We start from the raw sequence: 22153 nt of genomic DNA, 5'->3' as shown, positions 1-22153 counted from the left end.
CACGGGACAAACGGTTATTGTCGATGGCGGAATACATTTTAATTGAAGTTCGCCGAATCACATTCCTGGCCTGACTCGACCTAGGATGAACGACTGAAATGCGTCCCCATTTCGGTTGTTCAGCGAACCGAGACCGCATCTATTAAGCCGCCGTTCATCACAGTCGCAGCAAATTCACAGGTTGGCCGGAGTCCGGGCTTTCGCTGCGGTCGGAAAGAATGACCGGAATGGGGTCGGAAGCCGACCTTTAGCTATTTGGCGATTCACTGTCGCTAAATGGCCGGTTGGGGAATACCCATGGCCCGCTCCGGGCCAATGCCCAAGTGCTTCACTGCGCACGATCGGTATGAGGCCACGGTCGACCACTCTGAATATCAGGGTGTCTAGGCTCGTCTTCAATTGCCCCATACTCCTGACGGATCATGTCAATGAGAGCCAAGTAGTCCACCGCAAAGGCAGCCTTGTCCTTGTCTGGAGAATCGATCAACGCGAACAGCTGCCGCCTTAGTTCGGAAGCGTTGCGCGGCTTAAGCTCATAGGATGTCCCGTCAGGGCTAAGCGGTTCTTTGGTATAAATCATGTCCTCTACACCGCTATGGCCATGTCGACGTATAGTCTGCCGACCAACCGGGGACTGTGCTGCGGCCATCAGACCTTCGGCGGATGACGCTTTCAGAAGCACCGAGAAAATTAGCGTCTTTGCTTCGTCGGAACGAGCTGTGGCCAGCTTTTCGAAGAGATAGGATACATCGTTGTCCGCCATGGCGTGTGCAAGCTGTTCAGGCAGTAGGTAGTGGCCCGCACTTAGATCGAAGCCCTTTCCGAGGTCTCCCTCGCTACCCTGAAGAAGCAGGTCTATTGCTGGACGGAAACCTAGCTTTTTCACCTGATCGAACCACTCGTACTCCGATAGCATGTCCGGAAACCTGAGGGCAAACTCTCGCAACATGCCCGCTCTAGTCGCGACATCCAAGAGCCTGAACTGAGGAAGGATATCCCTGATCTGCCACCTCGTTAGGTTCTTTTCAGGTACGAGCGCCAAAGCGTCAAAAACAGATTCTGGGCGATCGGTGTTCGGGAACACTTTTACCCAACTGAACATCGCGTAGGACGTCTGGTCGTTCCACCACCTGTTCTCCTTTTCAACCAAAACCTTGCGGAATTCTCGGAGCACCAAGTCGGCTGAAGGCAACAACCCGCCTACAATCATGCCGTTGAATAGGTCAAGCTTGACGTGAGACTTTACTTCAAAGCCGCCAACCTTCGCCATCAAATCGGGCCGGGTTGCATGCGGCATTACGACGGCAATTGCGGCTAATGCCACAGCCCGCTCGTAGGGTGGCCCGGATGCTGCCAATTCTTCAACCACGTCAAGCATATTCTCCGCCGCATCAAGCGACAGGTCTGATTGACTTGACATTCTTTCGCGTGCGGCCTGAGCGCGATCCAGATCCGGCCAAACATTTCCGCGCTTCTCGAGGAGGCTGGGCATGGCGATGAGCCGAAGCGCAATTGCAGCGTCATGACCAAACTCAGAATGCCGCAGGAGCGATTTTGCGATGTTATACGCCTCTTGGGAGCCAATCTCGTAGAGCGCCTGCCGGTACGAAAATGCGTGACTAATACGCCACTCGCTCAGAGCGTCTTGGTTACGGCCTGCCTTGGCCAACGCTTTGAGTGCCTTTCGCTGCTTGAGTTCTTCTTGCAGGAAAGTCGATACCCACGTCATTTGTGATGGATCCGGTACGCGCCGCATGGCATCTACGACCTTGGCCATGTGGTGACGTGACGGTTGGCCCGAACCCACGAGGCAGCCCGCCCAACCGTTCAGCGCTTCAATCAACTTGCGCCGACCGTCGGTCGGAACACCGTCCATTCGTTCGTTCGTACCGTGTTTGCCGTGAGCCGTAATGAGGTCAGCCAGCGCCTCAATATCTCGTTGGTCTGTGGTTGCCGAGAATGACACGATTGCCTCGACGAACGCGTCGGGACGGGTACCTGATATTTTGTCCCGAAGCAGTCCCAAGGGAGCATACTGCGCCGACGACGGTATTCCGTTCGCATAGATCTTGGGTTTGAGTTCAAGTAATTCACTTACCAACCTCGCAATTATGCTGGGTCCCGCAAGAAACAGTGCACCGCCTATCCGCTCATTGATTTCCTGGCTATCCATTATGATGTTCGAGAGCTCCGGCGCCTCGCTGACCGGCTGGGCCAACAGGTATCCTTGCACTTGGAACGGCAGTGAACAGCCGGCGAAAATCCGATCCGTCATCGCCTGGGCAACAACTTCGGGAAACGCGCCAGCGGCTTGATGGAAAGCGCTGGCGTTACGGCCAGCCCGGAGGTCCAGTTTTTCGTTGCGCAGGATAGCGCCAAGTTCGTCGACCTCCCCTAAGATTTGGGCTTTCCGGGCAATGCGCGCGAGGCTCGGGTTTTCCTTGGCGTCATCCTCCTGCAGAACCCGCAACCGTGTTACAACGTGCGGAGCCGTCAGTCCGTCGAAATAGTCTCGCTCTGCAACGCGGCGCCAGACTTCATCCTCCGCGCATTCGAGCACCGCTGTCGCCTGTCTGGGGGCGCCCCGGAAAAGCAATGCTTCCACTGCTTCGAATTTGACATCGACGCTGGAGTCTCGCATTGCGAGGTCGACAGCCGTTTCGAGAGCTTCAATGCCCCCGCCGAAAATGAGCCCAGATACGAGTCTTTCGCGAACCTGCACCTGCAGTCCATCGTAGTCGCCTTTAAGGTGGGAGCCGAAAACGGTTGGGCGAATACGATCGCCAATGTGGAGTGCTTTGCTTTGGATTTGGTCGCTTGAACTGGAAACGAGCGGCCAAACTAAGTCGGAAAAGTCAGCACGGCCGGTCTTCATCATGAAACAGACCGCCAAATCCACCTGATCGGCTTGGTGCCAAGCCCTTGCAAAAGCCTGCACCTCGGGCGATATCATGCTCCAAACGGCATCTCCTGTCCGGTACACAATTTCGGCTGCAAGCATCGGTCCCACAGACAGTGCGATTTTCACCGCTTGGGCGACGACCGCGACACTGGGTGCATCCACAGCAAGGCGCTCACAGGCAAAGAGAATTGCTTCTTCCCACAGCCGGTCGTTGAGAAGCTCTTGGGCAAAACTACTCTCAAGGCCTGCGTCCTTGGGAAGGTCACGCATTCTTGTCTCGACATGCCCGGCGGCATACCACTCCTGAAATTGCTGGTGCTGAAAGGAGTAGGTGTCGCCTTCGCCGTGTACCAGCACGTGGGTAGTGACAAGGGTCTCCAAGACGCTTGCTGGTTCCGGGGCGTTCTGGACCAACCCCTCAGTCAACAATTTTGTGTTGGTTGCCCTTAGAGACTGTCGTGCCGCTGTGTCATCCAAAGCAGTGGTCCGTGCCAGCATCATGGAGACGGCCAAGTCACTCAAATATCGCCGGTGTTGTCCGAGCGTGCTCTGTCGAAGTTGCTCGGCACGTTCGGGAATGTCTTCATGTTGTTTCACCAGCAGCGAAATCGTGCCCTCCTTGGTCGTGGGAAGGGCGCGGTCGTCCCCAACCAGCAGGAGGGCCTGGAGGTAGAACGGGACCCGGGCAAGATCCCGGACACCAGACGTTCTGCGTACACGGTCCAGCAATTCTTGCCCAACACTTCCATGTCGGAATGCAAGGTCTTCCTGCTGCCTGTCGGATAGCGACTCGACGTGAAGAGTTCGCGCAACAAACGGCACCGCGGCGGCTTGCGGGCGCGTTGTGATGCAGATGACCAAAAGCGGAAACTCACGCCTAAGAGCCCGCATGGTCTTAATTAAGGTCAGCCGCGCGGTCGGTGTAACCTCATTCCAACCATCCAAGAGGAAAGCTATTTCGCCGTGTGCCGCGAGAAACTTGAGATGCTCAGACCGGATGCCTGCAAATGCCTGTCGGCCCACCATCCATGAAAACAGGTTGTCCACGCTCTGGCCGACTTCTGCAAGTGGGACCAGCAGGGGTATGGGCCCGATTTCCAACAATCGGACACCGAGTTGCACCAATGTGGTCGACTTTCCTTGACCTGGTTCGGCTACGAGTTCCAGAACACCACACGACCTGAGTGCCGCGGCCATTTCAACGTGAGTGAATGACTTCCCTTGCGATGAGGCCGCCGTCAGATGGAGCGATAAGGTGTGTGAGGGACCCTGTTGAGCAAACGTCTCAATGTGGCGCTGAGCTGCAGAGCACACTCTTTCCGACAGCTTTGGCAAATCTTCACTCTGTGGAAGACCAAACTGCTGGCGGAGATATCCAAGCGCTTCCTCGAGCCCGTCTCCCATAGGCTCCACACGGGCGCGGCCACCCGTGAGCAGTTGTTCAAATGCCCTGTCCTCCGCGTCCTTCTTCCATTTGTGAAGCAATTCGACCGGGAATGCATTTTCGTCGTGGTCAATCTGGTGGGCATGGTCGCTACAAAGCCAAATTCCATTAGCGGGTGCTTTCCGTTCTTCTTGGGTTAGGCGGGCGTCGTAGCGGGCAAACCCCTCCGAAGCAGCTGTTATGTGAGCCGCAACTCCTATGTTCATCGTGCCTGGACCACCTTTTTGCGGGCCAACAGTAGGTTTGGTGCAATCTGGGTTTGAGCAGAGCCAACCAACACGTTGGGCCAACAGGCGCTTGGTCGGCTCGGTGAAATTGTCGCGCTGCCTTGGGCCAGTCGTTGTTACTGGCGCGGTTTCCTTCGTTGATGCTTGCAAACTGTCGCTCATGACGAGAGCATAGCGTCCTCGGATATATGCTGCAAAACAATGTAAAAGGCGTCTTTCAGGAGGCTAGATGCCTGCAGACTTCCCACCATCGAGTTGCTTATTCTCACCGCTCGCATGAGCCTTGTAGAGCGTGTAGCTCCGCTACTGTCTGCAAAGGCGAACGTTTGAATCGACGACCGCTTTTAGGAAATCACAGCGCTCAGATAATCACCAGAATAGGGCTCGAAGCCGCCATTTATTGAGCGCATGACCAACGGCAGCTCCGGGCCGTCAGGAGACTGGCGGGTTTAGACTCAGCTATTGGGAAAGCGGACAATCTTGTTCCGCTCGCATGCAGTTGCTTCCGGCTCAAAGCCGCCATTCGTTGTGTTGGCTCTTGCCGCAGCGCAGCTTCGCCGAACCGGTCATTCACCCCTCCCACGACTTTGCACAGTGTCGAATTCGGAACCGCGGACACTTCTGCCAGTCGCCGAAAAACGGTGTGTGATTTTGCTCGGCCACGGAAATGCAAGAAACAGCTATAGCTTCCAGCCTTTGAAATCTTGGTGTCGGGAGTTCGCAAAGGCTGCCTACCTCCCGATCTTCAGGTGTCATGGCCAAGCATTCGCCGCTTTGTCGGCTAATCTCGCCGAAAAAAACCGAAGTTTCTCTCCGAAAACCATGTCCAGCAAAAATGCGATCGGCAGTGCAATCAGGATGCTCTGCCCCCAGGCTTGCAACCACATCCATGAGACCCCGAACTCCAGCAGGCTGAAGACTCCCGACAGGGCCATGGACATGAATGCCGACATTACCAAGGATCCAGTAAGCCTATGAAGGCGACTATGATGTGCCATATCAAACGAGCTCCGATAGGGCCAAGGTTTCGGCCGCAGCAGTCAGCTCTACCGGGGTGATCGGGTTGGTGATGGTTCCGGTTTCCGCATCGAAGACGTCGTAATAGTTGGCGACGGAAACGGCCGCCTTCAGGTCTGCCCCGAAGAATCGGGCCGAACCTTTGGCCGAGGCCAGCACACTGCCAGCGCCTCCGGGACCGGGAGAGGTCGAAAGGTAGACCGTCGGTTTACCCTGAAACACTTTCTGGTCGATCCGACTCGCCCAGTCAAAGAGGTTTTTATAAGCGGCGGTATAGGAACCGTTGTGTTCTGCAAAGGAAACGATCACCCCGTCGGCGGATCTGATCTTGTCAAAGAACGCCTTGGCCGCTCGAGGGGGTCCTATCTCATTCTCCAGATCTTCGCTGAAGATCGGCAGGTCATAATCGTTCAAGTCCAGCACCTCGATCTCGGCATGCGGGACCAGTGTCGCGGTAAACCGCGCGAGAGACTTGTTGATGGACGTCTTACTGTTGCTTGCGCCGAACGCTAGGATTTTCATGGGGGATCTCCGGTCTTTTTCAAAAGTTTCGTGGGGGTGTTTGATGAGGTGGTTTGCAGTTCACACGGAGCAAAACAGGCGCTCAGCCGATGGAACCAAGAGCGCCGGCCGCGTGAGCGGCGATGACGGCCTCAAGCTGTCCCGTGTCACTCATCGCGAACGGACCTTTCTGCACGAAGGGCTCGCGCAAGGGGCGCCCGCTGAGGAGCACAGCCCGGCCACCTTCTCGGCTCAGCAGGCGGATGTCGTCGGCATTGTGGGCCGCCAGCGCCTCGTCGCCGCCGAGACGGTAGCGGGTGCCATCAAGCTCAACCTCAACGTCGCCTTCGATGACGTGAAGCCAGATGGCGTCTCCGGGTACGATGCGATGGGTGAAGCTACCGTCCTGCGACAGGCCAATATCAAGGATGGTGAAGGGCATTCCAGGTGAGGTCGCACCGACGATGCCATTGCTTGCGCCGGTCATTACCCGAACCCGATGTCCCGGGCCTTCGATCACCGGCATGGTACTCGCGGCAACATAAAGAGACGCCGGTGCGTCCAGTTTCTGCGCCGCTGGCAGGTTTACGAAAATCTGAAGCGCATGTGTGCGCGACCCGGGCGTAGGGGCCTCGTCATGCACCGCACCGCGCGCGGCGTTGAGCCAGTAAAGATCGCCCGGAGCCAGCACGATATCATTGCCAAGTGAATCCTGGTTACGGAAGCTGCCTGTGCTGTCTTCAAAAAGCACACTCACCGCCGAAAGTCCCGCGTGGGCATGGGGCCCGAAGGTCGGCGTCGTCATGGTGAAGTGATCGACCATGATTAACGGATCCATCAGCCCGTCAAGCTGGCGATGGTTAAAGCTGAGCGCTTTAAAGCCCTCGCCCCGGGTCATCTTCTCTCCCTGCTGTATCGCGGAGATAATGGCCTGGGGATCGTTTGTCTGAATTCTGTTTTGCGCGGTCATATTCGCCTCCTGTGCTAAAAATGAATCTATGCTTGGGAGGAAAAGTGGAAAATCCATTGATTTCGGAACCCTTTGTTCCAAATTTGGAACAGAAAGCAACAGCCAGAAAGCCGAAAGATGGATCTCAATCAAGCCTACTACCTGGTGCATGTCGTCGAGAAACAGGGCTTTTCGGCAGCGGCGCGGACGCTCGGCATTCCCAAGTCCCGTATCAGTCGGCATGTAAAAACATTGGAAGAGGCACTCGGCACCCGGCTCCTCAACCGGGACTCACGTCACATGTCACTCACAGAGGAAGGCGCGGCGTATTATCGGCACGCAAAGATGGCGCTGGAGTGCATGGTGGCCGCCGAAGCCGCAGTGCGTCAGGACAAGGACGCGCTGGAGGGCAGTGTCACTCTGTCCTGTTCGGTCGGGGTCGCGCAGTTTGCGCTTGGCCGTATTTTGCCGCGGTTCCTTTCAGACAACCCAAGGGTGGTGCTGCGGCTCCAGGCATCCAACGATTATGCGGACATGATCGGCGATGGCCTCGACCTGGCCATCCGGGGTCATGCCAAACTGCTGCCCGACTCCGGTTTGATCCAAAGACGCATCGCCAAGGTCCCCTGGCACTTGTTCGCCTCACCCGATCTGGCGCGGCAAGTTGGTGCCCCGGCATCCCCGACAGCCCTCGACGGCTTGCCCGGCCTCGCACTTGGCTGGCGGCCAGGGGGGAGTTCCTGGTCCCTGGCCGGACCCGACGGAAGCACAGCCTCGGTACCCTATCCCGTGCGCCTGCGCAGCGATGACATGGTCACCCTCAAACAGGCAGCCGCGGAAGGACTCGGCGTGGTAGCCCTGCCGGCATATGTTTGCACTGAAGACATCGCAACGGGACGGCTGAGCCGTGTCTTGCCGGACTGGACCGCCGGAGCGCCCGAAATCAGCCTGCTGATGCATGAACGGCGGGGCAACCCGCCACAGGTTGACGCTCTCGCCGCGTTCCTCCGACAGGAACTGCCGGGAGTTGTGAGCAAAGTCGACGGCGAATAGCCAAACCATTTCCAAGAGGTGTCGGCTCGTGTGCCAAGGACGACGTCGCTCGTACGGCATTGGCGCATGCGGCTGGCCTTCGTGGCTGATCGCCAACCTGTGAAGTTGAGCATGTGAGCCGCTGCGCGGCGATTGAGGCAGGAGAGACCAGCCGCGATCTTCTCGACCACGCTGGTTCTCCTCTCATGTTGCTCGCTTGGGCGCGCGTCAGGCTGCGCTTTGCCAGGCTCCGCTCCGGGCGGCGGCTCGGGCGAAGTCCGCAAAGTCGCGAGGGGGCCGACCGAGCGCGCGCATCACGCCGTCAGTGGTGTGGGCGTTGCGCCCGTCCAGGGTTTCGCGTGCAATTGCAGTGAAGACATCGGCTACGAATGTTCCGCCTGCCTCGGCGATGTTGCCGTGGAATTCCTCGAAGCTGATCGGGATATGTCGGATCTCGTGTCCGGTCGCCCGCGAAAGTTCATCCGCCATGTTCGCGAAGGTCATGAGCCGCGGGCCTGTCACTTCGTAGAGTTCGCCCCTGTGGCCGTCTTCGGTCAGTGCCGCGACGACGACGTCGGCAATGTCGTCGATGTCGATGATGGGCTCGGCCACATCGCCGCCAGGCATCGGAAGAACGCCAGCCAGGACCGGATCGCGCAGGTAACCTTCAGAGAAATTCTGCGCGAACCAGGCGGCCCGGACGATGGTGAAGTCGAGGCCGGAATTGCGAACCACTTCTTCGCCCAGCCGGGCGTGGTGTTCGCCGCGACCGGAGAGCAGTACGACGTGTTCGACGTCCACGTCACGGGCCGTCTCGCACAGGGACTCGAGCTTTTCCACGGCTCCGGGGAAGGCAAGATCGGGGAAGTAGGTTACATATGCCGCGCGTGCACCGCGCAGGGCAGGTGCCCAGGTCTCCGGCGCTTCCCAGTCGAAGGGTGTTGTGGAATTGCGCGAGCCGCGGCGCACGGGTAGACCCTGCGCCTCGAGGCGGCTAACGACGCGATGGCCGGTCTTGCCGGTCGCACCGATGACGAGAATTGGTCGGTCTTGCATCGGGTATCTCCTAGGCTTCGGTTTCGATTGCCAAAGGATAGGTTCGTGGAAGCTGTTCGGTATTGACCCGTGATGCCAGCCTTTTGACCGCTGTCGCCAATACGGCCGTTTTCAGTGTGACACTTCCTTGCGGTAGGACGCGGGCGTTGTGCCAACCCAGCGCTTGAATGCGCGGGTAAAGGCGCTCTGCTCGGAGAAACCTGTCAGAAATGCGATTTCGGCCAATGAGCGGCTCTCGTCTTGCAAGAGACCTTCGGCGAGGCTGCGTCGGGTTTGCTCGGTCAGCGTCTGAAAGTTCATTCCGTGCTCTGAGAGGCGCCTGTGGAAAGACCGTGCGCTGAGTCCGAGGCCTTGGGCGATGTCCGCCATCTTCGGCGCGCCCTCGCTCAGGGCCTGCGCTATGGATGCTTTCGCCTGCGTGACCAGCGTGGGCTCCCGGGAGATCTCAGACAATTCTGCGTCAAGATGCGTCGAGAGGTACTTCGAGATCCCCTCGTCGCCGAGGATATTGGGCCGTGCCAGTGTCTCCTCGGAGTAGAGGATCGCGTCTAGATCGGCGCCGAAGCGCACCGGGCAGCCGAACCACGCCTCGTGGGCGGCGATCGAGCGTGGGGCGGGATGCTGGACCAGCACTTCCATGGGCGCCAGCGGCACCGGGCAGACCTGCCTTGCTATGGACACGGCGCTCGCAAGGGTCGCCTCGTTCGACAGCCGCATCCCGAGGCGCCGTTCGCCCGCCCGATGCAGGATGAAGAGTGAGCCCTCAGTCGCCGACCGTAACTCATATTCGGCGACGCCGGTCCACAGGCGTGCATAGCGTTCCACCCGTGCATAGGAAGCTCCAAGCGTCGTTGCCGCCTTGAAGGCAAGACCAAGCGCTCCGTACTCGTCAAGCCGCATCGAGGCCCCCGTGCGCACCGGCAGGTCGGTCACGTCGATCTGGTCGGCGATCCTTTCGAGCAGTTCATAGTAGCGCTCCGCCGGAATCATCTGCTTGGGGTTCCAAGCGCAATCGACGTCGATCTCGACCGAAGACAGCATCTCGGCCGCGTCGATCCCGTCGCCTGCCGCAGCGACCACTTTGCGCGCGAAGAGCGACGTCACATATCCCATGGTCCGCAGTCTACGATACACGCGGCAAGCGGCCAACCTTTTGCTCTATTGGGGTGCGAGACGGATTGGATGTCTTTTTTGCGTAAACTGCATCCATGTTGCACCTGTAGCGAACATCAGCAATCCGGCCTCTATGGACCTTTGTGCGTCCCGCAACGAACGGCAGTTTTGAAGATCATACCGAAAGCTTGTGATTGACCGAATAGGGAGGCGAAGCCGACGGTTGGTGGCATTCTGCACATAGGAAATTATCATGTAATGCGCCGCCCCGCGGTGTGTTGGGCCGAACGTTTTCAAATCTGAGCATGTTCCGCTGATTACAGGTCATCATCGATGTCCACGCCAGATACCTGACCGTGTTTTCAATCTTGGTGTGCCCCATCAGGATTTGGATTGCGCGAATGTCTGCGATCAGGCTCGGTGCAGCGGAGCCAGTCTTTCGGCATCTTCAGATTTAACCGATGCTGAGAGTTATTTTCCCTTCACACCAGTGATTTAGCCTTGAAGGCAGGAAACACGCGACCGTCAAAGAGCTTTCTCGCGGTTCTCATGACGCCGGCTCCGGTGACGCCACCGGAGGCATTCTGTTCGATCAGCACTTCCGCGGCTCCGCTCGGATGCTCAACCTTGAAAACGCCGTCGTTCGGCAGCCTGGCACAGTCTGCGGCCGGGCCGGTCGCAAGCGTGCAGGCAGTGGCAGCCGTGACGGCACCAAAAACTCCGATGGAGGCGTGGCATCGATGCGGAATGAGGCTACGGGTCGAGATCGTCCCTCCCCCCATCGGTTGTGAAACCAAAGTCATTTTCGGCACGGATTTGTCGGTGACATCGTCGAGGTTCATCAAAGGTCCGGCCTTTAGGCGGATCGCCTCAATGCGGGCCTTCAGCACCTCGTTACCATCGATCTCCTCACGGCTTTCAGTTCCCGTCAGGCCGAAATCGGAGGCGCGGAGGATTACGCAGGGCATGCCGTTGTCGATCAGCGTGACTTCGACCCCATCGATAGTGTCGGTCTCGTTTCCTGTCGGCAGCAGAGCGCCGCACATTGCTCCGGCAATGTTCTGGAAGAACAGTGGTACCGGCGCATGATGGCCGGGGACACCGGCAATCGACGTTGACCCCGCATAGCTGACGCGGCCGCCAGGCGTTGTCACTCGGGCAACCGCCGCCTCGCCAGAATTGACCATATGGATACGGACCGGCGTTTCACCGTCTTCCGCCTTTACCAAGCCGCGTTCGATCGCGAAGGGGGCAACGGCTGCCAGGATGTTACCGCACGCTTGCGCATCGGTGACGACCGCCCGGTCTACGAAAACCTGTAGAAACAGATAGTCGATATCCGCATCATCGCGCGTCGGCTCACTGACAATGGCCGCCTTCGAGGTCAGTGGATCGGCACCGCCTATGCCGTCGATCTGAACCGGGTCGGGTGAGCCCATGATCCGAAGGAGCAGTGCATCGCGTTCCTGAGGGTCGGAGGGCAGGTCGGAAGCCAGAAAAAAGGCGCCCTTCGAAGTGCCCCCACGCATCCAGAGACAGGGAATGCCGTCGATTTCAAAGGCTTCAGACATATTTCAGGCCCTTCTCCGCAAGCCGTGGACGCATGTCATAGATATCGAGCCCAAGTTCTCCCGCCGCAAGCCGTTTCCGCTTGGCTTCTTCGGCTGCAAGACGCTTTTCGGCCGCGGCGAGAACGGTTTCCGAGGCCTCGCGGCGCACAACACAGACGCCGTCCTCATCGGCGACGATGACATCGCCGGCATCGATCGCCTGTCCGGCACAAACGATGGGCACGTTCACTGAACCTAGAGTTTCCTTGACCGTTCCTTGCGCCGAGATCGACTTAGACCAGACGGGAAAGCCCATCTCCGCCAGATCGGCTACATCGCGTACGCCGGCATCGATCACCAGTCCTCGGCAGCCCCGTGCCATGGCCGAGGTTGCCAGGAGATCACCGAAATAGCCGTTATCGCAAGGACTGGTTGGAGCCAGCACCAGGATGTCACCCTCGCAGAGCTGTTCGATGGCGACGTGCAGCATCCAGTTGTCGCCCGGAGGCGCGGAAATGGTAACGGCGGAGCCTGCGATGCGGGCACCCCGGTAAATGGGGCGCATGTAACTGGCAAGACAGCCGATGCGTCCCTGGGCCTCGTGCACGGTCGCAACGCCTGCCGCACCGAGAGCCTTGATCACAGCGCCATCGGCACGTTGGATATTGGTTCGGACGATACCCATGACGAAATCCTATTTCCTGGTCGGCGGTGTGCCGTGGGTGTGGAAGGTTTCGATGGTCTTCAGACCCCAAGCCTGTCCTTTTTTACGGTCCGCCTCTGTCCAGCAGACCGGTTCCCAGTCAGGTGCGAGGATCAGCCGAGCGCCAGCATTGGCAAGCTCGACACGATTGCCAGCCGGTTCCCAGACATAGAGGAAGAAGGTGCCCTGGATCGCATGTTTGTGCGGCCCGGTTTCGATATGAACGCCGTTCTGAAGGAAGATATCGGCGGCGCGCAGGATGTCTTCGCGCTGGTCGGTCGCATATGTAACGTGATGCAGCCGCCCGGCGCCGCCGCCATGTTCTTCCGTGCAAGCAAGATCGTAGGTCTTGTTGTTGACAGTGAACCAGCAGCCACCGATCCGGCCATTGTCGAGCTGAATATATTCCGTCACCCAGCTGCCAAGGCAGGTTTCCATGAACTGGCGAAACTCGCTGACGTCTTCGGACAGCAGGTTGAGGTGATCAAGCCGTCGCGGCGCTGCGCCGGTAAAGGCGGAGGCAGTGTTCTTGAGTGCCGCCTTCTCTGTATCCTGTTGTGGCTTGAACCATTTGGTTTCGTAGTAAATTTCGAACACGTGGCCAAACGGATCCTCGAAGCGAAAAGCGCGGCCGTGGCCAAGATCACCGGACACCCAGCCGTGCACCTTGTAACCGGAGCCCTCGATAGCACGGACACGCCGGTTGAGCGCCTCCGGTGAGGCTGCACGATAAGCCACATGACCGATGCCCGTGGTCGTGTGACGCGTCAGCTTCAGCGAATGAAATTCGTAGTCGTCCCAGGCCCTCAAGTAAGCGGATGTCTCGTCCTCACCGGAAAGCGTCAGGCCGTAGACATCGGTGAAGAAAGCGAGGCTTTCCTCGTAGCGGTCGGTGTACATCTCGACATGGCCCAGATGGGCGACATCATGGCAATGATCCGGCATTTGAGACCTCAGAGTTCGTCTACGGTGCGCGGAAAGATCGACTGAAAGCCTTCCGCATATTTGCAGTCCCGGCCACCTGACTGGCCGCCGGAATTGCGTTTGAAATGATTGGCTCGGTTGATCGCGACGCGGGTGTAATAGTCCCAGAGATGTTCCTGACCAGCCATGCTTTCGATGGCCGCGCGCTTCTTTTCCCAGACGGACGTGATGTCCAGGAACGTGTCCGGCTTCCATCCCATCTGCTCCGTCTGGTGCGGTTCAAAGAGGTAAAGCTGCGGCGCACCGAGCACCTTTTCACCCGGGTTGTGGCCCCAGGCCTGCGCGATCATCCGGCATTCAAGTGCGACCTGGGTCGCGTACATGTGATCGGTGTTGTAGGGGTCATATTGCGAGTGGCTCAGCATGAAGCTCGGTTGAACCTTGCGGATGACATCGACAACGCAGGCCTTGTCTTCCCGTGTCAGTTCGAGCGGGTAGTCACCTAGATCAAGGCAGACGAGATCATGCACGCCGAGTTTTTCGGCTGCGGTTTCCGCCTCCTTGCGGCGCACGTCCTTGACGCGGTCGAGTGTCATTCCTTCCTGCTTCCAGAGCTTTGCGCTTTCCCCGCGCTCGCCGAATGACAGGCAGAGCACGGTGACGTCGTAGCCGCGCTCGCCATGCAACGCGATGGCGCCGCCACAGCGCCAGACGAAGTCGGCTGCATGGGCGCTGATGACAAGTGCAGTCTTGGAAGCTGGCATATCCGGTTTCCCTGTAATTGTTACTTGGCCGGATATTCCCGTCTCTGCGCGCAGAAGGCCAATTCAAAGGGACGCAACGCCTCATAAGTTTTGGCTATAAGGCCTTCCGTCAAAGCTTCTCTGCTGGCAGTCTGTGACGCAGGATCGTTGCGCTTACACAGTGCGTAACAAAGATGCCCGCGAAACGCCGACAGGAGAAAACGTTGGAATTCAATCTCCGTCATCTGCGCGTTTTTCTGTCCGCATCGCGCAACTCATCCATCACGAAGGCGGCGGAGGAATGCCGCCTGTCGCAACCGGCGGTAACTCAGGCCATCAACAAGCTGGAGGACTTGCTGGAAACGGCACTCTTCCAGCGGTCGGCTCATGGCGTCTTCGTCTCCCAGGTCGGCAAGGTGTTCGGACGCCGGGTTGAACGGGCGCTTGGCCTCATCGACACCAGTTTTCTGGCGACCGCTCCCCGTTTGCAGGTAACTGCCACCGCAGCCCAGCTCCGTGCGTTCGTCGCCGTTTGCGATTGCGCCAACTTCACCCTTGCCGCGCGGCGGCTCGGCATTGCCCAACCGACTGTGCACCGGGCTGTCAGTCAACTTGAGAAGGAGGCTCTGAAACCGCTTCTGGAGCGCACTTCGAACGGCATCGTGCCGAGCCGTTCAGGACAGAGCCTCGCCCGCGCGGCCGATCTGATGTTCGCTGAGCTCGCCCAGGCTGCGATGGAAATGTCGGAACTGAAGGGCCGGGAAAGCGGGCGTATAGTCATCGGCGCCATGCCCTTGTCACGTGCTTATATCCTGCCATCGGTGGTGGCTGCCTTCCGAAAGGACTGGCCGCGGATCGAGCTGCAAGTCCTGGATGGGCCCTATGATGAGTTGATCCGGGAATTGCGGCGCGGTGCTGTCGACTTTCTTGTCGGCGCACTGCGCAATCCGCTGCCAATCGAGGACATCGAACAAAGCGCGCTCTTCAATGACAGTCTGACGGTGATGGCTCGCAAGGATCATCCGCTTGCCGGCAGAAGGGGCCTTAACGTTGACGATCTCAGGTCCTGGCCCTGGGTCGTTGCAGCCCGGGGCACGCCGACCCGCGGCCACTTCGATCGCCTGTTCAAGGAAAATGGCGGCCAGTTGCCGGAAAGTGTCGTGGAAAGCGGCTCGATGATCTTTGCCAGGGAGTTGCTCGCTTTGAGCGATCATCTTGCCTGTGTCTCCAGCCTCCAGGCAGGCCGGGAAATCGCGGCGGGCCGCATCGTCGCCTTGCCGTTCCAGCTGCCGGACACCTCCCGTCCCATCGGCATCACCACTCGCACGGGCTGGGAGCCGACGGCCAGCCAGAAAGCGCTCCTGGCGCTGCTTCATCGCTACGACCACTGAAAACAAAAGTGAAATTCTATCGAAGCTAGCAGCATAATCTTTCGACTATAGCAAAAACTGATGGCGGCGGGACTGCTTTCAAATGGTGCACAGACCTCTCCAGTGAGAAGGAAAGAGCGATCAGGAACCCCTTGCGGTTCCGGCAACGCTCAACGGGAGGATCCGTTCATGAAAATATCCAAGGCACTTACCGGGACTGCGCTGGCACTCGGCCTTTTTGCAAACGCCGCCCAGGCGCGCGAGCTGAAATTCGCCAATTTCATGCCACCGGCCAACCCCTACCAGGCAGGCGCCTTCGAGCCCTTTGCCGAGAAGCTGGCTGCCGCCACCAACAACGAGATCACCGTTCACATCTATGCTGGTGGTGAACTCGGTCCGGGTCCGGTTGAGCAATTCTCCCGCGCCGTCGACGGTGTAGCGGATTTTGCGGTCGGCCTTCCTGGCTATACCGCCTCCCAGTTCCCGGTGACGTTGCTGACTGAATTGCCAGGCGTCATCGACGAAGAGACCGGCACGGAAGTCATCTGGAAGAACATCAATCTCTTCAAGCCCGAGTTCAAACGCGCCGTTCTCGTCAGCCTCTGGTCCAATGCCGAAAACGTGCTCTACACCCGGGAAAAACCGGTGCGCACCCCCGACGATGTCAAGGGTCTAAAGATCCGTGTGCCTTCACGCAACGCGGGCCTGCTGGTCGAGGCCTGGGGTGCAACGCCGGTATCGATGCCGGTTCCCGAAATCTATAACGCGCTGCAGACCGGGGTTATCGATGGAGCACTCATCGACGGGACCGGCACCAAGGCCTTCAAGCTCGGGGAAGTCTCCAAGTATCTCACTGTCGGCTTCGATACGACCATTTCCCCCTTCTTCATCGTCATGAACCGCGACAGCTTCGCCTCCCTGACCGATGAACAGAAGGCGGCTGTCGAGGAGATCGGCAAGGAGATTTCCGTGACCGCGAACGCGGTACAGCTGGCCGCAGCTCACAAGGGCATCGACGCCTTTGCCGAGATGGATGGCAAGCAGGTCATTCGCCTGTCCGACGACGAGGCTACCGCCTTCAACGCGCTCGCCGATGAGGCTCGTGCCAAGGCTATCGAAGAAGCCACCGCCAGCGGTATTGCCGCCGGTGATGTCGTCTCCGCACTGCAGGCGCAGTAACGGCAATGTCTCCCATTTCCAAAAAGGCCTGGCCGGCACTTGTCGACCGGGCCACTCTGGCCCTCGCTGCGCTCGCCGGTCTGTGCCTGCTCTTCCTGGTCGGTCTTGTCTTTGTCGCGGTTTTGCTGCGCTACGTGGCGCAGAGCCCGATCCTCGGCATCAACGAGATCGTGCAACTGGTTGCGGTCGCCATCGTCATGCTGGCGCTCCCCTGGTGCACAGATCGCAATGGGCATGTGCGTGCCGATGTCTTCGACAGTGCCATCGGACGTGCAGGCCGTTTCTCCGGCGACCTCTTCTCAAGGTGTGTCAGCACCTTCGTACTCTCCGTACTGGTCTACCGCTCCTGGCTGAAACTGCTTGATGCGCGCGAGTTCGTGGATGTCACCAACATGCTCTCCCTGCCGATCTGGCCCTTCTACGGGATGATGGTCGCAGGCATGGGCCTCTGTGTTTTCGTGCTGGTTCTCCAGATCGCCGTCATTCTTATGACGGGTGAGGAAATGAAATGACGGATCTGACGCTTGGTGTCCTGGCCTTCGTCGCCCTTTTGGGCCTGATGATCTTCCGCACGCCGGTTGCGTTTGCCATGCTGGTTGTCGGCTATTTCGGGATGGCCCTTCAGGGAGGCTTTCGCACTGCCGGTGCCGTTTTGGTCACGGAGACCTACTCCTCGGTCACCAACTATTCATTGATAGTGGTGCCAATGTTCGTCCTGCTCGGCAATGTGGCTTCCGCAGCGGGGTTCAGTCGCGGTCTATATGATGCCGCCTATGCCTGGGTTGGCAGGTTCCGTGGCGGCCTCGCTTCGGCCTCCGTGCTCGGCTGCGCAGCCTTTTCCGCAGTCAGCGGCTCGTCGGTGGCGACCGCCGTCACGATCGGTAAAGTCGCCCTGCCGGAAATGCGCCGCCTTGGCTATGCAGACGGTCTCTCCACCGGTTCGATTGCTGCCGGTGGCACGCTCGGTTTCCTCATCCCGCCCTCTACAGGCTTCGTGCTCTATGCCATCCTGACGGAGGAATCGATCGGCCGCCTCTTCATGGCCGGCATCCTGCCGGGCCTCCTGATGACCGCTCTATTCATGGCGGCCGTCTGGCTGACTGTGCTGAGAAAGCCGGAGGCAGGCCGCCCGGGCGATCCGATGGCCTTTTCCGACCGCTTGCGCATTCTCAGTGCCGCGCTGCCGCTGATCGCTGTCATGGTGCTCTCCATTGGTGGAATCTATGCCGGGGTTTTCACCCCCGTAGAAGCCTCAGCCATCGGCGCCGGGCTCGTCATCCTGATCGCCCTTGCCACAGGGGCGCTCACGCTCAAGACATTCACAGGCGCAGTCCTGGAAACCGTTCAGACCTCGGCGATGCTCTACATGATCGTCATCGGTGCCAATGTGCTCAATCCACTGCTCGCCGTCACCAAATTGCCGGTCGCCTTCTCCGATCTCCTGACCGTGCTCGGCTTTGGTCCCTATGGAACGCTGTTGCTGATCTTGATGTGCTACGTGGTACTCGGCATGTTCCTTGATGGCCTTGCCATGCTAGTGATCACGCTGCCGATCTTCTTTCCCATCGTACTGCAGCAGGGCTTCGATCCGATCTGGTTCGGCGTTGTCGCAGTGATCGTCATAGAGATGGGCATGATCACGCCGCCAGTAGGCCTCAACGTCTTCGTCATCCGCAGTGTTGCCCGGGATGTGCCCATGGCAACGATCTTTAAGGGCGTTGCTCCCTTCCTGCTGGCGATGATCCTCTGTCTGTTGCTGATCATTTGCTTTCCGCAGATTGCATTGCTTTTGCCAAACAGCATGTTCGGCTAACCGACCCGAACATCGGCAGGGAAAACAGTAACTTAACTCGGAGCATAACGGGAAAAGACTACTACTCCTTGCTAGAAGTAACCGAGCATCAAGTTGAAGGCGTCCGCAACCAGATGGCATTTTGCTGCATGCGAACGACCAGAGAGGGAAGGCAAAGGCGACATTTGGCGACGGCAGGTCATCGCGAAACAAGAATAGCCCGGAAGTCGTTGACGTTCGTCAGGGTTGGGCCTGAAATAACCTGGTCGCCTAGCGCTGCAAAGAAGGAATGGCTGTCATTCTGGTCGAGTGCTGCCTGCATTGACACTCCCAGTGTCCGGGCACGGGCTGGCGTCGTTTCGTCGATCATCGCACCGGCGACCTCCGCTGCACCGTCGACACCGTCCGTATCGCAGGCAATGGCCGAGATGCCCTTCGCGCCTTCCAGCGCGCAGGCGAGTGCGAGGCAGAATTCGGCGTTCGGTCCTCCGGTTCCCCGGCCGCGCCTAGAGACCGTGCATTCGCCTCCCGAAAGCAGCAAGGACGTCTCGCCCGGCGCAAGGACGGCAAGTTCTTCGAGTGCCGTCTTCGCGTGATCGTCTGCGACATCGCGCGCCTCGCCTTCGATCGCATCTCCGAGCACTCTGACCCGAATGCCCAGCCGGGCCGCATGTTGCCTTGCGGCGTCGAGCGACATGGCAGGTGCGGCGATCATGACATTTTCCACGCGCGACAATTCGGGCACAGCCCAAGGCCACGTGCCCGCAGGACCGGCAAGAACGGCCTGCATCGACGCGGTGAGCCCGATCGACCAGTGCGCGGCAATCTTCCTTGCGTCTTCCGGGGACGTTTCATCGGCAACCGTCGGGCCGGAGGCGACCATTGCTGGATCGTCTCCCGGTACATCGGAGATGATCAGCGACAGCATGCGGGCAGGCCAGGCTGCAGCAGCAAGACGACCTCCCTTGGCACGGGAAAGGTGCTTGCGCAGGGTATTCATCTGCGAGATCGGCGCACCCGAAGCGAGCAACGAACGGGTCAGCTCCTGCTCTTCTTCGAGGGTAATATCGCCAGCCGGACACGTCAGAAGGGCGGAGCCTCCGCCCGAGATCAGAGCCAGGACGAAATCATCCTCTTCGCAAGTATCGAGAAGCTGAAGCAGACGCCGCGTTCCGGCTTGCCCGCGACGGTCCGGGACCGGGTGCGAGGCGCAAACGACTTCAATCCCCTCCAGCTCCCGGGCGTATCCGTCGCGGGTCAGGATCAGACCTTCACAAGCCCCCCAGACCGCCTCGACAGCCTCGCCCATCCTGGCGGAAGCCTTGCCGGCACCAATGACGACGACGCGCCCTTCCGGGCGCGGCGGCAACACGGAAGGTACGACGCGCATCGGGTCCGCAGCGGCGACAGCAACATCGAATAGTTCCTTCAGGATGGCGCGGTGCCGGCGGCCTTGGGAACGTGTAGCCACCCCCCTGTCAGGAAAGTGCATCGGCGACCGCCTTGCCGCAGGTTATCGTGTCTGCCGTCCCGCCCAGATCGCGGGTTCTGAGCACCTGTTCGGCCAAAACCCGTTCGATTGCAGCAACAATGTCAGACGCGGCTTCGCTATGGCCCAGGTGGTCCAGCATCATGGCACCGGCCCAGATCTGCCCGATCGGGTTTGCAATTCCCTTGCCCGCGATATCGGGAGCCGAGCCGTGGACAGGCTCGAACAGCGAGGGGAATGTCCGCTCCGGATTGATGTTCCCGGACGGAGCGATGCCGATGGTTCCGGTACATGCCGGGCCAAGATCGGAGAGGATGTCGCCGAACAGGTTGGAGGCAACCACCACGTCGAACCTGTCAGGGTTCAGCACGAAATGCGCCGTTAGGATATCGATGTGATACTTGTCGACACCGACATCCGGAAAGGCCTTGGCCATCTCCACAACCCGCTCGTCCCAATACGGCATGGTGATCGAGATGCCGTTTGACTTGGTGGCCGAGGTCAGCCTCTTGCGCGGACGCTTCGCGGCCAGTTCAAAAGCGTATTTCAGGACCCGGTCCACACCGATCCGGCTCATGACAGTCTCCTGCAGGACCACCTCGCGCGGGGTATCGGCAAACATCTTGCCACCGATCGAGGAATATTCGCCTTCGGTATTCTCGCGCACGATCCACATGTCGATGTCGCCAGGCGCACGCCCTGCCAACGGGCAAGGCACTCCGGGCATGAGGCGGGCGGGACGCAGGCTGATATATTGGTCGAACTGGCGGCGGAACTGGATCAGTGATCCCCAAAGCGATACGTGGTCTGGAACGGTTTCGGGCCACCCCACCGCACCGAAAAACAAGGCGTCGTGGGTTTCGATCCTGGATTTCCAGTCGTCGGGCATCATCTGCCCATGCTTCGCGTAATAATCACAGGACGCGAAGTCGAATTCGTCGAAATCAATGCCTATGCCGTGCCGTTTGGCGGCGGCTTCGAGAACGCGGAGCCCCTCCGGAACGACCTCCTTTCCGATGCCATCCCCAGGAATAACTGCGATTTTCAAATGATTGTTCATGGCGCTTCCCAGTCGTTGCGGCCGCGGATTGCAGCGATGACTGCGTCGGTGACCATGCGCGTGGTGGCCTCACCGCCAAGATCGGGCGTGTGCAGCGATGGATCGGCGGTGACGTTTTCAACCGCTTGCATCAGCCGTTCGGCTGCCGGCTTTTCGTTGAGGTGCTCCAGCATCATCGCGGCCGTCCAGAAAGTCGCCACCGGGTTGGCGACGCCCTTGCCGGTGATGTCGAAGGCACTGCCGTGGATCGGCTCGAACATCGATGGCGTGTCCCGTTCGGGGTTCAGATTCGCTGTGGGCGCGACTCCGATCGAACCGGAAAGAGCGGCGGCAAGATCGGAAAGAATATCGGCGTGCAAGTTGGTCGCGACGATCGTATCCAGCGAGGACGGATTCATCACCATGCGTACGGTCATGGCGTCCACCAGCATCTTGTCCCAGGTTACGTCGGGAAATTCTAGTGCGATTTCGGCGGCGATCTCGTCCCAGAGCACCATGCCATGCCGTTGCGCATTGGATTTCGTCACTACGGTCAGCAGCTTGCGTGGGCGGCTTTGCGCCAGCCGGAAGGCAAAGCGCATGATACGCTCAATACCGGCGCGGGTGAAAATCGAGACATCTGTTGCCACTTCCAGCGGCAGGCCCGGGTGGGACCGACCACCCTGTCCTGCATACTCCCCTTCCGAGTTCTCACGAACAATAACCCAGTCGAGCTCTCCGCCGTTCACATGACGAAGCGGCGACCGAATGCCGGGCAGGACCCGGGTCGGGCGGACATTTGCGTACTGATCGAGCGGCTGGCAGATCGACAGGCGCAGTCCCCAGAGGGTCAGGTGATCGGACACATCGGGTGCGCCGACCGCACCGAAGAGGATCGCATCGAAGGCCCGCAACCGATTGGCGCCGTCCTTGGGCATGAATTCGCCCGTGCGTTTGTAGCGATCTGTCGACCAGTCAAAGCTCTCGACCTCGAATTCGAAGTTGCCGTCTCGGCCGGCCAGCGCATCCAGCACCTCCAGGCAAGCATCGACGACTTCCACACCTATCCCGTCGCCGCCGATGGCGGCGATCTTGTGCGTTCTCTTGCTCATGATTTACTCCA

At 59.3% G+C, this 22153-nt stretch carries 18 protein-coding genes and 1 pseudogene; 5 read left to right on the top strand and 14 right to left on the bottom strand.

Features of this window, described 5'->3' with window-relative positions; all coding sequences use genetic code 11:
* Nucleotides 1-328: 328 nt before the first annotated feature.
* The 4 genes from FIU93_RS13860 to FIU93_RS13845 all read right to left on the bottom strand — a co-directional run bounded on the left by FIU93_RS13860 (nt 329) and on the right by FIU93_RS13845 (nt 7193).
* Nucleotides 329-4735 carry an HNH endonuclease gene (locus FIU93_RS13860; protein WP_209010362.1) on the bottom strand — a complete coding sequence of 1469 codons (4407 nt, stop codon included), beginning with the start codon at nt 4733-4735 and terminating at the stop codon, nt 329-331.
* 590 nt (nt 4736-5325) lie between these two features.
* Complete coding sequence (locus FIU93_RS13855) at nt 5326-5526, bottom strand: DUF2798 domain-containing protein (protein WP_173017322.1); 201 nt, start codon at nt 5524-5526, stop codon at nt 5326-5328.
* Nucleotides 5527-5572: 46 nt separating this feature from the next.
* Nucleotides 5573-6112, bottom strand: a complete 540-nt coding sequence (locus FIU93_RS13850; protein WP_152505891.1) for an NADPH-dependent FMN reductase — start codon at nt 6110-6112, stop codon at nt 5573-5575.
* Nucleotides 6113-6194: 82 nt separating this feature from the next.
* Nucleotides 6195-7193: a pirin family protein gene (locus tag FIU93_RS13845; protein WP_209010361.1), complete on the bottom strand. Its 999-nt coding sequence runs from the start codon at nt 7191-7193 to the stop codon at nt 6195-6197.
* Here FIU93_RS13845 and FIU93_RS13840 point away from each other — a divergent pair.
* A complete protein-coding gene (locus FIU93_RS13840) occupies nt 7179-8093 on the top strand; it encodes a LysR substrate-binding domain-containing protein (RefSeq protein ID WP_152505890.1) in 915 nt (304 codons plus the stop codon). The genes FIU93_RS13845 and FIU93_RS13840 overlap by 15 nt on opposite strands.
* A 207-nt stretch (nt 8094-8300) precedes the next feature.
* On the opposite strand, the gene FIU93_RS13835 is transcribed toward FIU93_RS13840, so the two are convergent.
* The 7 genes and pseudogenes from FIU93_RS13835 to FIU93_RS13810 form a co-directional block, all read right to left on the bottom strand.
* A complete protein-coding gene (locus FIU93_RS13835; protein ID WP_152505889.1) occupies nt 8301-9128 on the bottom strand; it encodes an NAD(P)H-binding protein in 828 nt (275 codons plus the stop codon).
* A 111-nt stretch (nt 9129-9239) separates the two neighbouring features.
* Complete coding sequence (locus FIU93_RS13830; RefSeq protein ID WP_152505888.1) at nt 9240-10241, bottom strand: AraC family transcriptional regulator; 1002 nt, start codon at nt 10239-10241, stop codon at nt 9240-9242.
* A gap of 317 nt (nt 10242-10558) precedes the next feature.
* Nucleotides 10559-10647, bottom strand: a pseudogene (locus tag FIU93_RS31695) (integrase); the annotation flags it as partial.
* Nucleotides 10648-10723: 76 nt separating this feature from the next.
* Nucleotides 10724-11812 carry a 4-oxalomesaconate tautomerase gene (locus tag FIU93_RS13825; RefSeq protein ID WP_152505887.1) on the bottom strand — a complete coding sequence of 363 codons (1089 nt, stop codon included), beginning with the start codon at nt 11810-11812 and terminating at the stop codon, nt 10724-10726.
* A complete protein-coding gene (locus tag FIU93_RS13820) occupies nt 11805-12476 on the bottom strand; it encodes a 4-carboxy-4-hydroxy-2-oxoadipate aldolase/oxaloacetate decarboxylase (RefSeq protein ID WP_152505886.1) in 672 nt (223 codons plus the stop codon). The genes FIU93_RS13825 and FIU93_RS13820 overlap by 8 nt, the downstream gene beginning before the upstream one ends.
* 9 nt (nt 12477-12485) lie before the next feature.
* The gene (locus tag FIU93_RS13815) at nt 12486-13439 is read right to left on the bottom strand and encodes a VOC family protein (protein WP_152505885.1); all 954 of its coding nucleotides are present in this window, start codon (nt 13437-13439) and stop codon (nt 12486-12488) included.
* Between the two features lie 8 nt (nt 13440-13447).
* Complete coding sequence (locus FIU93_RS13810) at nt 13448-14182, bottom strand: PIG-L deacetylase family protein (RefSeq protein WP_152505884.1); 735 nt, start codon at nt 14180-14182, stop codon at nt 13448-13450.
* Between the two features lie 203 nt (nt 14183-14385).
* Here FIU93_RS13810 and FIU93_RS13805 point away from each other — a divergent pair, with 203 nt between their 5' ends.
* The 4 genes from FIU93_RS13805 (at nt 14386) to FIU93_RS13790 (ending at nt 18523) form a co-directional block, all read left to right on the top strand.
* Entirely contained in the window at nt 14386-15552 is a 1167-nt protein-coding gene (locus FIU93_RS13805) for a LysR family transcriptional regulator (RefSeq protein ID WP_286202431.1), read from the top strand.
* Nucleotides 15553-15720: 168 nt separating this feature from the next.
* Nucleotides 15721-16710, top strand: coding sequence for a TRAP transporter substrate-binding protein (locus tag FIU93_RS13800; RefSeq protein WP_152505882.1), 990 nt, complete (start codon nt 15721-15723; stop codon nt 16708-16710).
* 5 nt (nt 16711-16715) lie between these two features.
* Nucleotides 16716-17222, top strand: a complete 507-nt coding sequence (locus FIU93_RS13795) for a TRAP transporter small permease (protein ID WP_152505881.1) — start codon at nt 16716-16718, stop codon at nt 17220-17222.
* The gene (locus FIU93_RS13790; protein ID WP_152505880.1) at nt 17219-18523 is read left to right on the top strand and encodes a TRAP transporter large permease; all 1305 of its coding nucleotides are present in this window, start codon (nt 17219-17221) and stop codon (nt 18521-18523) included. Before FIU93_RS13795 ends, FIU93_RS13790 begins: the two co-directional genes overlap by 4 nt.
* 178 nt (nt 18524-18701) lie before the next feature.
* Here the strand turns inward: FIU93_RS13790 and FIU93_RS13785 are convergent, their stop codons facing one another.
* From FIU93_RS13785 to FIU93_RS13775, 3 genes are read right to left on the bottom strand one after another with little or no spacing between them, the layout of a single operon-like run.
* Entirely contained in the window at nt 18702-19973 is a 1272-nt protein-coding gene (locus FIU93_RS13785; protein ID WP_286202430.1) for a glycerate kinase, read from the bottom strand.
* Nucleotides 19974-19980: 7 nt separating this feature from the next.
* Complete coding sequence (locus FIU93_RS13780; protein ID WP_152505878.1) at nt 19981-21051, bottom strand: tartrate dehydrogenase; 1071 nt, start codon at nt 21049-21051, stop codon at nt 19981-19983.
* Entirely contained in the window at nt 21048-22142 is a 1095-nt protein-coding gene (locus FIU93_RS13775) for a tartrate dehydrogenase (protein WP_152505877.1), read from the bottom strand. The genes FIU93_RS13780 and FIU93_RS13775 overlap by 4 nt, the downstream gene beginning before the upstream one ends.
* Between the last annotated feature and the right edge of the window lie 11 nt (nt 22143-22153).

It is taken from the genome of Labrenzia sp. THAF35 (genome assembly GCF_009363595.1).
Taxonomy (GTDB): domain Bacteria; phylum Pseudomonadota; class Alphaproteobacteria; order Rhizobiales; family Stappiaceae; genus Roseibium; species Roseibium algicola.
The sequence above is the reverse complement of the archived record's forward strand: the minus strand, read 5'-3'. Positions and strand labels throughout refer to the sequence as shown.